Raw genomic sequence first — 11,648 nt, forward strand, 5'->3', positions numbered from 1 at the left:
GGCGGGGGTGCGCGGGGCCGGCCGCTTCCCCGCGGCCGTCGACCCGGACCGGCCCTTCGGGGCCGAGCCGGCCGGCCGGCGCGAGGGCGTGGTGCGGGCAGGCATGCGTCGACGGTAGCCGTCGCCCAGCCGTCTCCCAGGCAGGCGCAGCGTCGTGTCCTGGCCCTACGGTCGGGCGCATGCCGACCGCAGCACCCCTCCCGTACGGCAGCTGGCCCACCCCCGTGACCTCCGCGCTCGTCGTCCGCGCCGCCGCCCGGCTGGGTGAGGTCGCCGTCGACGGCCCGGACGTCTGGTGGGCGGAGTCACGCCCGGCCGAGGGCGGGCGCACCACACTGGTGCGCCGGTCGGCCGACGGCACGGTCACCGACGTCCTCCCCTCCCCGTGGGACGCCCGCACGCGGGTCCACGAGTACGGCGGCGGCGCGTGGACGGCGGCCGGCGGCACCGTCTGGTTCGCCCACTTCCCCGACCAGCGGCTGTACCGGCTCGGTCCGGGCGACGCCGGGCCGGTCGCCGTCACCCCGGAGCCGGAGCTGCCGGCCGGGGTCCGGTACGCCGACCTGACGTCCACCGGCGACGGCGGCCTGCTCGCCGTCCGGGAGACGCACAGCGCGAGCGGCGCGGCCGCCGACGTGCGCAACGAGGTGGTGCGGATCGCCCCCGACGGGACCGCCGAGGTGCTGGTGACCGGCCCGGACTTCGTGTCCGACCCGCGTCCCGGCCCGGACGGGCAGCTGGCGTGGCTGCAGTGGGACCACCCGGCGATGCCCTGGGACGCCGCGCAGCTGGTGGTCCGCGCCGCCGACGGCACCGAGACCGTGGTCGCCGGCGGACCGGGCGAGTCCGTGGTGCAGCCGACCTGGGACGCCGACGGCGCGCTGCTCTTCTGCTGCGACCGCACCGACGTGTGGGCGCTGTGGCGCCGGCGGCCCGGCGGCACGCCCGAGCTCGTGCTCGACGCCGGCGCCGACCTCGCCCAGCCGCAGTGGCGCTTCGCCGCCAGCCGGTGCACGCCGCTCGGGGACGGCCGGGTGGCGCTCGCGCTCCCCCGGGACGGCGCCGACCGCCTCGCCGTCCTGTCCCCCGACGGCGACGTGCGCGAGGTCGGCCTCCCGTACACCGCGCTCGCCCAGGTGCGGACCCAGGACGGCGCCGTCGTCTGCGCGGCCGCGGGTCCCACGACCGAGCCGGTCGTCCTGCGGGTGGACGTCGGCGACGGCACCGCCGAGGTGCTGCGCCCGGCCCGCGACCTGGGCCTGGACCCCTCGTGGATCTCGGTCCCGGAGCCGGTGACCTTCCCGACCGAGGACCTCGGCACCGGCATCCCGTTCGCGCACGCGGCGGTCTACCCGCCCACGGCACCGGAGGTGACCGCGCCCGAAGGGGACCTGCCGCCGCTGGTCGTGATGGTCCACGGCGGCCCGACGTCGGCCCATCCGCGGACACTGGACGTCGAGATCCAGTACTTCACCTCGCGTGGCTTCTGCGTCGCGCACGTCGACCACCGCGGCTCCACCGGGTACGGCCGCCGCTACCGCGACGCACTGCAGGGCAGGTGGGGCGTGGTCGACCTCGACGACGTCGTCGCCTGCGCGCGGTACCTGGCCGACGCGGGACGCGTGGATCCCGCGCGGATGGCGATCCGCGGCGGCTCGGCCGGCGGGTTCACCACGCTGGCCGCACTCACCCGGCGGCCGGGCGTCTTCACCGCCGGCGCCAGCCACTTCGGCGTCGCCGACCTGGCCGCGCTGGCCGCCGACACGCACAAGTTCGAGTCCCGCTACCTCGACGGGCTGGTCGCCCCGTGGCCCGAGGGCGCGGACGTCTACGCCGAGCGCTCCCCCATCACGCACGTCGACGCGCTGGACACCCCGCTGGCGGTCTTCCAGGGGGACGAGGACCGCGTCGTCCCGCCGGCACAGGCCGAGGTCCTGGTGGCGGCCCTGCGCGAGAAGCACGTGCCGCACGCCTACCTGCTGTTCGCCGGCGAGCAGCACGGCTTCCGCAAGGCGGGGAACATCCGCGCCGCCCTGGACGGCGAGCTGTCGTTCTACGCGCAGGTGTGGGGATTCGACCTGCCCGCGGAGGAGGGCATCGCGCCGATCGAGGTCGTGCGCTGAGCCGCTGAACGGCAGGGGCCCGGCGTCCGTACCCCTCCGTGACAGGGAACCCGAGGCCCGGGAGGGCGCGCATGGGACGGCACACACCGGTGCCGGCGGCACCGCTGGACGTGCGGGCGGCCTACGCCGCGCACGGTCCGGAGCTGTACCGCTTCGCGCTGCGCCAGCTCGGGGACGGCGGCGCCGCGCAGGACGTCGTCCAGGAGGTGTTCCTGCGGGCCTGGCGGGCGTCGGGCTCCTACGATCCCCAGCTGGCCAGCCTGCGCACGTGGCTGTTCGCCATCGCCCGCAACGTGGTCGTCGACGAGGCCCGCCGCTTCGCCGTCCGGCCGTGGCAGCAGCAGCTCACCGACGGCGGCGACCTCGAGGCGCCGGCGGCGGCCGCCGCCGACGAGGGACTGGTGGACGCCTGGGTGGTGGAGGAGGCGCTGCGCCGGATCAGCGAGGAGCACCGTGCCGCGATCGTGCAGACGCACCTGCGCGGCCGGCCGTACGCGGAGGTGGCCACCGAGCTCGGCGTCCCGGTCGGGACGCTGCGCAGCCGGGTGTTCTACGGGCTCAAGGCACTGCGCCTGGCCCTCGATGAGATGGGGGTCGAGCCGTGAGGGACGAGCACCGGGAGCTCCGGGAGCTGCTGGGCGCCTTCGCGCTGGGCCACCTCGACCCGCCCGAGCGCGACCGGGTCCGCGCGCACCTCGACGGCTGCGCCTCCTGCCGGGCCGAGCTGGCCGAGCTGGTGCCGCTCGGACGGCGGCTGTCCGCCGTCGACCCCGACGCGCTCGACGAGACCCCCACTCCCCCACCGGGCCTGGGCGAGGCGGTGCTCGCCCGCATCGCCGCGGAGGAGCGCCGGGTCGTGCCGCTGCGCCGCAGGACGGCGGTGCGCCACCGGGTCGCCCTGGGTGCCGCCGTGGCCGGGGTCGCCGCGGCCGGCGCCGTGGTCGGCTGGGTCGCGCGCCCGGTGCCCGACCCGGTGCCGCTCGAGCCGGTGGCCGTGCAGGCCGTGGCGTCCGACGTCGAGGCCCGCGCCGACCTGGTGCCGCACACGTGGGGCGTCGAGGTGCGGCTCACCGGCACCGGCTTCGACGCCGGGGAGGTGTACCGGGTGGCGGTCACCGCCGACGACGGGCGTGAGGTGCCGGCCGGGGAGTTCCTCGGGGTGGGCCCGCAGCCGATGCGCTGCAACCTCAACTCCTCGGTGCTGCGGGCCGACGCCGTCGCCTTCGAGGTGGTCGACGCCGAGGGTGACGTGGTGGCCCGCTCGGAGTTCTGACCGGTCCCGGACGCGCAGCGGGGGCGCCGCCCCGTGGTCGGCGCCCCCGTGCGGGTCGCGGTCGGCGATGCCCGCCTGCCGGACGCCGCACGGAGGGGAGTACGGCTGTGCGCCGCGTCCCGTTCACCACCCGGGCACGTCTTTCTCAGCAGCGGCCGGGCGAGGGGACGGGCCGGGCGCGGACGCGGTCGCAGCACTGGCCGGGCTGAACGCCCGGCGGCCCGGCCCCGTACCTCCTGGTGACCACCGTCACCGCACCGAGGAGCACCCCGTGTCCCGACTCCACTCGTCCCTGGCCCGCACCGCTGTCGTCACCGGATTCGCCGGGGCCGCGGTCCTGGCGGGCGCAGGCGGTGCCTCCGCCGAGACGGAGGTGGCCGAGCCGTCCACCTTCACCAGCGCCTTCACGGCGATGGCGACGCCCGACGCGGTCATCAACAGCGACGGCGTCCCCACCCCGGGCACGCCGGGTGCGTCGGGGACCTTCACGTACCGGATCAACTCCGACCTGGAGATCATCTGCTACGACATCAGCCTCTCCGGGGTCACGCCGCCCTTCCAGAGCCCGGCGAAGACGGCCACCCACGTCCACCAGGCCGCCGCCGGGCAGGCCGGGCCGCCGCGGCTCGCCTTCCCGAACCCCGAGGACGACGGCTCGGGTCGGCTGGTGAGCAGCGGCTGCCTGCAGGGGCCGTTCACCACCGGCGTGGTGGCCGACGGGGCCGACACCGGTGCCGGCTTCACCCTCGCCCAGATCGAGGCCGACCCGTCGTCCTTCTTCACCGACACCCACACCGCCGCCTCACCGGCCGGCGCCGTGCGCGGTCAGCTGACCCCGATCCCGACCGGGGGCGTGGAGACCGGTGCCGGCGGCACGGCGGAGGACACCGCGGGCGGGACGGCACTGCTCCCGGTGGCCGGACTCGCTGCGCTGGTCGCGGCCGGCGCGGTGGCGCTGCGCCGGCGCACCACGACCGGCGGCTGAGGATGCGCCCCGGACCCGCGCTGACGCTGGCGGTGACGGCGGTGCTGCTCGCCGGCTGCGCCGCCTCGGGCGCTGCCGGGTCCGGGGCGCCCCCTGCGCCCACCGCGGCGGGCCCGTCCACCCCGGTCCCGCCGTCGGCAGCCCCGGCGTCGGGTGGGCCGGTCGTCGTCGACCCGGTCACCGTGCCCGAGCCGGTCGCGGTCTCGGTGCCCGCGATCGGGGTGACGGACGAGCTCCTCGAGCTGGGTGTGGGCGCCGACGGCACCGCCGAGGTGCCCGCCGACTTCGACCGGGTCGGCTGGTTCACCGGCGGAGGCCGGCCCGGGGCGCGCGGGCCGACCGTCCTGCTCGGGCACGTCGACTCCGCCGCCGGTCCCGCCGTCTTCCACGACCTGCGCGACCTCGGCCCCGGGGACGTCGTCGAGGTGACCGTCGCCGACGGGGCGGTGGCGCGTTACGAGGTCGTCGGTACCGAGCAGTTCCCCAAGGACGAGTTCCCCACCGCAGCCGTCTTCGGGGCCACCGCTGACGACGTGCTCCGGCTGGTGACCTGCACGGGCGAGTTCGACCGTGGCGCCCGCAGCTACGTCGACAACCTCGTGGTCACCGCCGTCCGCACCGCACCCTGACACCGGCGGCCTCTCCGGGGCGCCGCCGCCAGCCTGGTGACGTACTGGAACGGCCGCCCTTCAGGGTCCCGTGCCGAGCGTGCGAGGCGTGGGGGGAAGGGTGGTCCTTCTTCAGACCTCGAGCACGGTCGGGATGATCATGGGGCGCCGGCGGTGGGTGTCCGAGACCCACTTGCCGACCGTCCGGCGGATCACCTGGGAGAGCCGGTGGGCGTCGCTCTGCCCGTCGGAGAGCTCTCGCTTGAGGTTGTCCTCGACCAGCCGCAGCACCTCGTCGAAGGCGCTGGGGTCGTCGGAGAAGCCGCGGGTGGACAGGTGCACCGGCCGCACGATCGTGCCGGTGGAGGGCTCGACGACGACGGTGAGCGTGACGAAGCCCTCGTCGCCGAGGATCCGCCGCTCCTGCAGCGACTCCTCGCCGACGTCGCCGACGTTGAGCCCGTCGACGTAGACGTTGCCCACCGGCACCGACCCGGTGATCGAGGCCTTGCCGTCGACGAGGTCCACCACGACGCCGTCCTCGGCCAGCAGCACCCGGTCGGCGGCCATGCCGGTCTGCTCGGCCAGCGCGGCGTGCGCCCGCAGGTGGCGCCACTCGCCGTGCACGGGCATGAGGTAGCGCGGCTTGGCCACGTTGAGCAGCGTGCGCAGCTCCCCGGCGGGGGCGTGCCCGGAGACGTGCACCATCGCCGTCTCCTTGTGCACGACCGTCGCGCCCAGCCGCGCCAGGCCGTTGATGACCTTGTAGACGGCGGTCTCGTTCCCGGGCACGAGCGAGGAGGCCAGCACGATGGTGTCGCCGGCCTCGATGGTCACCTGGTGGTGCTCGCCGCGCGCCATCCGGCCCAGGGCCGACAGCGGCTCGCCCTGCGACCCGGTGCTGACCAGCACCACCTGCTCGGGCGGCATCGACGTCGCCTCGTCGAGGGCGACCATGAGGCCGGGCGCGACGCGCAGCAGGCCGAGGTCGCGGGCGACGCCCATGTTGCGCACCATCGAGCGCCCCACGAGGGCGACCTTGCGGCCGTGGACGTCGGCGGCGTCGAGGACCTGCTGGATGCGGTGCACGTGGCTGGCGAAGCTGGAGACGATGAGCCGCTGCGTGGCGCGGCGGAACACGTCCTCGAGCACCGGGCCGATCGCCCGCTCCGGGACGACGAAGCCGGGGATCTCCGCGTTGGTGGAGTCGGCCATCAGCAGGTCGATGCCCTCGAGACCGAGCCGGGCGAACGCGCCGAGGTCGGTGAGGACGCCGTCGAGCGGCAGCTGGTCCATCTTGAAGTCGCCGGTGTGCACCAGGACCCCGGCCGGGGTGTGCACCGCGACGGCCAGCGCGTCGGGGATCGAGTGGTTGACCGAGATGAACTCGCAGTGGAACGGCCCGGCCACGTGGTCGTCGCCGGCGGCCACCTCGACCAGCACCGGGTCCAGCCGGTGCTCGCGCAGCTTGGCCTTGACCAGCGCGAGGGTGAACCGGGAGCCGACCAGCGGTATGTCGCCGCGCAGCCGCAGCAGGTAGGGGATCGCGCCGATGTGGTCCTCGTGCCCGTGGGTGAGGACGACGGCGGCGACGTCGTCGAGGCGGTGCTCGATGACGCCGAAGTCCGGGAGGATCAGGTCGACGCCGGGCTGCTCGGCCTCGGGGAAGAGCACGCCGCAGTCGATGACCAGCAGCTTGCCGTCGAACTCGAGGACGGCCATGTTGCGGCCGATCTCGCCCAGCCCGCCGAGGGCGATGACCCGCAGGCCGCCGGCCGGCAGCGGCGGCGGGTGCTCGAGGTCCAGGTGGGGCTGGCTGGCCTGTCCAGCGGAACTGACGGTCATGGAGCGGTGCTCACAGGTGGATGCCTCCGTCGGTGAGGTCGGCGCGCAGCTGCGCGATCTGCTCGGGGGTGGCGTCGACCAGCGGCGGGCGCACGGGGCCGGCGGGCAGGCCGAGCTCGCGCAGCGCCGCCTTCGCCATGATGACGCCCTGGGTGCGGAAGATGCCGGTGTAGACGGGCAGCAGGCTCTCGTTGACCTCGCGCGCCTTGGCCAGGTCGCCGGACTCGACCGCGGCGATCAGCTCGGCCAGCCGGGGGCCGACGAGGTGTCCGGCCACGCTCACCACGCCGACCGCACCGAGGGCCAGCATCGGCAGGTTGAGCATGTCCTCACCGCAGTAGTAGGCGAGGTCGGTGCTGGCCAGCGTCCAGGCCAGAGCGCCGAAGTCGCCCTTGGCGTCCTTGACCGCGACGATCCGCGGGTGCTCGGCGGCGCGGACCAGCGTCTCGACCTCGATCGGCACGACGGAGCGCGGCGGGATGTCGTAGAGCATCACCGGCAGGTCGGTGGCGTCGGCGACGGAGGTGAAGTGCCGCAGCAGCCCGGCCTGCGGCGGCTTGTTGTAGTACGGGGTCACGACGAGCAGCCCGTGCGCGCCCAGCCGCTCGGCCCGCCGGGCGTTGTCGATGGTGTGCGCGGTGTCGTTCGTGCCGACCCCGGCGACGACGACCGCACGGTCCCCGACCGCGTCGAGCACCGCCTCCAGGACCGCGTGCTGTTCGCCGTCGCTGAGCGTCGGCGCCTCGCCGGTCGTGCCGAGCACCACCAGGCCGTCGTGGGCCTGCCGGTCGACCAGGTGTGCGGCCAGCGCCTGGGCCCCCGCGAGGTCGATCGAGCCGTCCTCGGCGAAGGGCGTCACCATCGCCGTGAGCACGCGCCCGAACGGCCGGGTGGGGTCGGTGGTCATGCGGCTGAATCTACCGACCGGATCCGGTGACGACCGGCCCGGCAGCGGAGGCGCGCAGGTACTCCGAGACGGCGTAGGCCAGCCCGGTCGTCGAGGTCGCCCACCCGTCCTCGGGCGTGCGGGTGATCCGCCGCCACCCGGCGTCCAGGACGGGGGCGCGGGTGTCGCCGTCGACGGCCAGGTCGACGTCGGTGACGACGAGCCGGTGGGCGTGCGGCAGGAACGCCGCGTACACCGCCGCCCCGCCGATCACCCAGCAGTCGGGGTGGGACACCAGCACCTCGCCGGCCGAGCCGGCGCGCTGCGCGCCGTCGGCGGACCAGGACGGGTCGGCGGTGAGGACGACGTTGACCCGGCCGGGCAGCGGGCGGCTGCGCTCCGGCAGCGACTCCCAGGTGCGCCGGCCCATGACCACGGTGCCGCCGGTGGTCAGCCGCTTGAACAGCCGCAGGTCCTCGGGCAGGTGCCAGGGCAGCCGGCCGCCGGCGCCGATGACCCGGTCGTGGGCCTGCGCCCAGATGCAGGCGACCGTCACACCGCGACGGCGGCGGGGATCGCCGGGTGCGGGTCGTACTCGCGCAAGGAGAAGTGCTCGAAGGAGTAGTCGAACAGCGAGGGCGCCGGCGCCAGGTCGAGGAAGGGGAAGGGCCGCACGTCGCGGGAGAGCTGCTCGCGCACCTGCTCGACGTGGTTGCTGTAGACGTGGCAGTCGCCACCCACCCAGATGAACTCCCCGGGCAGCAGCCCGGCCTGGGCGGCGACCATGCGGGTGAGCAGGGCGTAGCCGGCGATGTTGAACGGCACGCCGAGGAACATGTCGGCGCTGCGCTGGTAGAGCTGGCAGGACAGCCGCCCGTCGTGGACGGCGAACTGGAACAGCGCGTGGCACGGCGCCAGCGCCATGTCCGGCAGCGCCGCGACGTTCCAGGCCGAGACGACCATGCGCCGCGAGTCGGGGTCGGCGCGCAGGGTGTCCAGGACGCCGGCGATCTGGTCGACCGTGCCGCCGTCCGGGGTGGGCCACGACCGCCACTGGACGCCGTAGACCGGGCCGAGGTCACCGTTCTCGTCGGCCCACTCGTCCCAGATGGTGACGCCGTTGTCGCGGAGCCAGCGCGTGTTGCCGTCGCCACGCAGGAACCACAGCAGCTCGACGGCGACCGACCGGAAGTGCACCTTCTTCGTGGTGACCAGCGGGAACCGCTCGGAGAGGTCGTAGCGCAGCCGCTCGCCGAACAGGCTCACCGTGCCAGTGCCGGTCCGGTCGGACTTCGGCGTCCCCCGCTCGAGGATGCGCCGGAGGAGGTCCTCGTACTGCGTGTCGACCGGTCCGCTGGTGCTGCCCACGGCCGCCGAGCCTAGGCGACGTCGGCCGGCGAGGCGGTCAGCGCGCGGGTGAGGTCGGCCGCGAGGTCGCCCCGCTCGGCGACGGCGACGTCGTCGAGCTCCAGCCACCCGGCCATGAGCCGCAGCTCGGCGGCGAGCGCCTCGGCCACCTCGGCCCGGTCGACGCCGTCCTCGGCGTGGGTGGCCTGGGCGCGCAGCACGCCGGCCTGCCGGTCGGACTTGAGGTCCACCCGGGCCACCAGCCGGTCGCCGAGCAGGAACGGCAGCACGTAGTAGCCGTGCACCCGCTGTGCGGCCGGCGTGTAGATCTCCAGCCGGTAGCGGAAGCCGAAGAGGCGCTCGACCCGCGGCCGCTCCCACACCAGGGAGTCGAACGGCGAGAGCAGGGCGCGGGCGCGCACCCACCGCGGCCGGCGCGCGGCCGGGTCGAGCCAGGCGGGCGCGCCCCAGCCGGTGACCTCGACCGGCAGCAGCTCACCGGCGTCGGCGAGCTCGGCGATCGCCGCGCGGGCCGGTCCCGGCCGGAGGCGGAAGTAGTCGCGCAGGTCGCGCTCGGTGGCCACGCCCAGCGCCCGGGCGGCGGTGCGCACCAGCTCGCGGACGGCGTCGGCCGGCTCGGGGGTGGGCGTCTGCAGGACGGCGGCCGGCAGCACCCGCTCGGTGAGGTCGTAGACCCGCTCGAAGGACGTCGTCCGCGCCCGGGCGGTGAGCACGCCGGTGTAGAACAGCCACTCGAGGGCGACCTTGCCGGCGTGCCAGTTCCACATGGTCCCGGGCCGGTCGGGGCGCGGCTCGGCGAGGTCGCTGGCCTTCGTCGGCCCGGTCTCGCGGACGCGGTCGAGGACCTCGGCGACGTAGCCGGGACGCTCGCGCTGGATGCGCACCATCGAGCCCCAGGCGTGCTCCTCCGCCGCGGCCATGCGCCAGCGCAGGCAGGGGTGCAGCCGCACCGGCAGGTAGGACGCCTCGTGCGCCCAGTACTCGAACACCTCCGACCGGCGGGCGGTGAAGGCGTCGAGCACCGGCCGCCGGTAGGCGCCGAGCCGGCTGAACGCCGGCAGGTAGTGCGAGCGGGAGAGCACGTTGACCGAGTCGATCTGGACGACGGCCACCCGGTCGGTCACCCGGCGCAGCTGCCGGCTGTCGACGACGCCTGTCGGCCGCGGGTCGGCGAGGCCCTGGGCGGCCAGCGCGATGCGCCGGGCCAGCGCTGCGGGGAGCCGGTCGACGGCAGGGGCGGCCACGGGTCGATCCTGCCGTGCGCCGGTGACGGTCCGCCGCCGGTGCGCACCCGCCTAGGCTGCCCGCGTGGATCCCCGGCCCTCCTTCCCGCGCCTGACCGGCACCGCGGAGGTGTCGGTGCGCCCGGCGGTGCCCGCGGACGCCGCCGAGGTCGCCCGGGTGCAGGGCACGACCTGGCAGGCCGCCTTCCGCGGCGTGCTGCCCGAGGCGGTGCTCGACGGCTGGGACGCGGAGGCCGCTGAGGCGGCGTGGACGGCGGCGGTGACCGCTCCCCCCACACCGGCGCACGGCGTCCTGGTGGCCCTCGACGGCACCCAGGTGGTCGGCTTCGCCGCCTACGGGCCGCCGGAGCTCGGCGCGGGCGAGGAGCCGCACCCCGAGGGCCCGAGCACGGAGCTGGTGGCCCTGCTGGTGGAGCCGCGGTGGGGACGGCGCGGGCACGGCAGCCGGCTGCTGGCCGCGGTGGCCGACCTGGCGGCCGGGACCGGGGCGGCGCGCCTGCAGGCGTGGGTCGCCGAGCGCGACGCGGTGACCGCGGGCTTCCTCGAGTCCGCCGGATGGGCGCCCGACGGCTGGGTCCGCACCCTCGACGCCGCCGGGACGCCCCTGCGCGAGGTGCGGTGGCACACGCTGCTGGGAGGGGACGCATGACGTTCGAGGGCTTCCCCGACGAGGGGCTGGTGTTCTACGAGGGCCTGGAGGCCGACAACTCGAAGACCTACTGGACCCGGCACCGCGCGGTGTACGAGGCCTGCGTGCGCGCACCGATGCAGGCCCTGGTCGACGAGCTGGAGTCGGAGTTCGGGACCGCGAAGCTGTTCCGTCCCTACCGGGACGTGCGCTTCAGCAACGACAAGACGCCGTACAAGACGCACCAGGGTGCGGTGGTGAACCCGGAGGGCCGCGGCGCGGGCGCCTGGTACGTGCAGGTGTCCGCCGAGGGGTTGCGCGTGGGGGGCGGTGCGTGGCGTCTGGAGACCGACCAGGTGGACCGGTACCGGCGCGCGGTGGCCGACGACGTGCAGGGCCCACGGCTACGGGCGGAGGTGGACCGGTTGGCGGGTGGGAACTGGGAGATCGACGGGGACCGCCTCACCCGGGTCCCCAAGGGCTACGACGTCGACGACGGCCGGGCGGACCTGCTGCGTCACCGGTCGCTGCACGCCGGCCGGCTCTTCCCCTTCGCCGACTGGCTGCACCGGCAGGAGGCCCTCGACCACGTGCGCACGGCCTGGCGGGACGTGTCGGCGCTCAACGCCTGGCTGGCGGACAACGTCGGTGCCACCACCAAGGAGAACCGCCGCCACTAGGTCGACCT

General features: G+C 75.6%; 12 protein-coding genes. 7 read left to right on the forward strand and 5 right to left on the reverse strand.

Annotated features, from left to right (window positions below; all coding sequences use genetic code 11):
- The first annotated feature begins 179 nt into the window (after positions 1-179).
- The 5 genes from ABQ292_RS24340 (at position 180) to ABQ292_RS24360 (ending at position 5,010) form a co-directional block, all read left to right on the forward strand.
- Complete coding sequence (locus ABQ292_RS24340; RefSeq protein WP_369210290.1) at positions 180-2,123, forward strand: prolyl oligopeptidase family serine peptidase; 1,944 nt, start codon at positions 180-182, stop codon at positions 2,121-2,123.
- 71 nt (positions 2,124-2,194) lie between these two features.
- A complete protein-coding gene (locus tag ABQ292_RS24345) occupies positions 2,195-2,728 on the forward strand; it encodes a sigma-70 family RNA polymerase sigma factor (RefSeq protein WP_369210291.1) in 534 nt (177 codons plus the stop codon).
- A complete protein-coding gene (locus ABQ292_RS24350; RefSeq protein ID WP_369210292.1) occupies positions 2,725-3,396 on the forward strand; it encodes an anti-sigma factor family protein in 672 nt (223 codons plus the stop codon). Before ABQ292_RS24345 ends, ABQ292_RS24350 begins: the two co-directional genes overlap by 4 nt.
- Positions 3,397-3,667: 271 nt before the next feature.
- Positions 3,668-4,381 (forward strand): CHRD domain-containing protein, encoded by a 714-nt coding sequence (locus ABQ292_RS24355; RefSeq protein WP_369210293.1) that lies wholly within the window; start codon positions 3,668-3,670, stop codon positions 4,379-4,381.
- A 2-nt stretch (positions 4,382-4,383) separates the two neighbouring features.
- The gene (locus tag ABQ292_RS24360; protein WP_369210294.1) at positions 4,384-5,010 is read left to right on the forward strand and encodes a class F sortase; all 627 of its coding nucleotides are present in this window, start codon (positions 4,384-4,386) and stop codon (positions 5,008-5,010) included.
- A 111-nt stretch (positions 5,011-5,121) separates the two neighbouring features.
- Here the strand turns inward: ABQ292_RS24360 and ABQ292_RS24365 are convergent, their stop codons facing one another.
- Genes ABQ292_RS24365 through ABQ292_RS24385 form a run of 5 tightly spaced genes read right to left on the reverse strand, consistent with a single transcriptional unit; the run spans position 5,122 to position 10,332 of the window.
- Complete coding sequence (locus ABQ292_RS24365; RefSeq protein ID WP_369210295.1) at positions 5,122-6,834, reverse strand: ribonuclease J; 1,713 nt, start codon at positions 6,832-6,834, stop codon at positions 5,122-5,124.
- 10 nt (positions 6,835-6,844) lie between these two features.
- Positions 6,845-7,741 carry a 4-hydroxy-tetrahydrodipicolinate synthase gene (dapA, locus tag ABQ292_RS24370; RefSeq protein ID WP_369210296.1) on the reverse strand — a complete coding sequence of 299 codons (897 nt, stop codon included), beginning with the start codon at positions 7,739-7,741 and terminating at the stop codon, positions 6,845-6,847.
- Between the two features lie 10 nt (positions 7,742-7,751).
- Positions 7,752-8,276 carry a dihydrofolate reductase gene (locus ABQ292_RS24375; protein WP_369210297.1) on the reverse strand — a complete coding sequence of 175 codons (525 nt, stop codon included), beginning with the start codon at positions 8,274-8,276 and terminating at the stop codon, positions 7,752-7,754.
- Positions 8,273-9,088, reverse strand: a complete 816-nt coding sequence (locus ABQ292_RS24380) for a thymidylate synthase (protein WP_369210298.1) — start codon at positions 9,086-9,088, stop codon at positions 8,273-8,275. Before ABQ292_RS24380 ends, ABQ292_RS24375 begins: the two co-directional genes overlap by 4 nt.
- An 11-nt stretch (positions 9,089-9,099) precedes the next feature.
- A complete protein-coding gene (locus tag ABQ292_RS24385; protein WP_369210299.1) occupies positions 9,100-10,332 on the reverse strand; it encodes a winged helix-turn-helix domain-containing protein in 1,233 nt (410 codons plus the stop codon).
- A 64-nt stretch (positions 10,333-10,396) separates the two neighbouring features.
- Between ABQ292_RS24385 and ABQ292_RS24390 the strand changes: the two genes are divergently transcribed.
- Positions 10,397-10,981, forward strand: a complete 585-nt coding sequence (locus tag ABQ292_RS24390; RefSeq protein ID WP_369210300.1) for a GNAT family N-acetyltransferase — start codon at positions 10,397-10,399, stop codon at positions 10,979-10,981.
- Positions 10,978-11,640, forward strand: a complete 663-nt coding sequence (locus ABQ292_RS24395) for a DUF2461 domain-containing protein (RefSeq protein WP_369210301.1) — start codon at positions 10,978-10,980, stop codon at positions 11,638-11,640. The genes ABQ292_RS24390 and ABQ292_RS24395 overlap by 4 nt, the downstream gene beginning before the upstream one ends.
- Positions 11,641-11,648 lie beyond the last annotated feature (8 nt).

Origin of the sequence: Geodermatophilus maliterrae, from assembly GCF_041018925.1 — a bacterium.
Lineage (GTDB): Bacteria > Actinomycetota > Actinomycetes > Mycobacteriales > Geodermatophilaceae > Geodermatophilus > Geodermatophilus maliterrae.

Coding starts and splice junctions, on each gene's coding strand:
- ABQ292_RS24340 (WP_369210290.1), top strand. CDS start 180: ATGCCGACCGCAGCACCCCTCCCGTACGGCAGCTGGCCCACCCCCGTG.
- ABQ292_RS24345 (WP_369210291.1), top strand. CDS start 2,195: ATGGGACGGCACACACCGGTGCCGGCGGCACCGCTGGACGTGCGGGCG.
- ABQ292_RS24360 (WP_369210294.1), top strand. CDS start 4,384: ATGCGCCCCGGACCCGCGCTGACGCTGGCGGTGACGGCGGTGCTGCTC.
- ABQ292_RS24365 (WP_369210295.1), bottom strand. CDS start 6,834: ATGACCGTCAGTTCCGCTGGACAGGCCAGCCAGCCCCACCTGGACCTC.
- dapA (WP_369210296.1), bottom strand. CDS start 7,741: ATGACCACCGACCCCACCCGGCCGTTCGGGCGCGTGCTCACGGCGATG.
- ABQ292_RS24395 (WP_369210301.1), top strand. CDS start 10,978: ATGACGTTCGAGGGCTTCCCCGACGAGGGGCTGGTGTTCTACGAGGGC.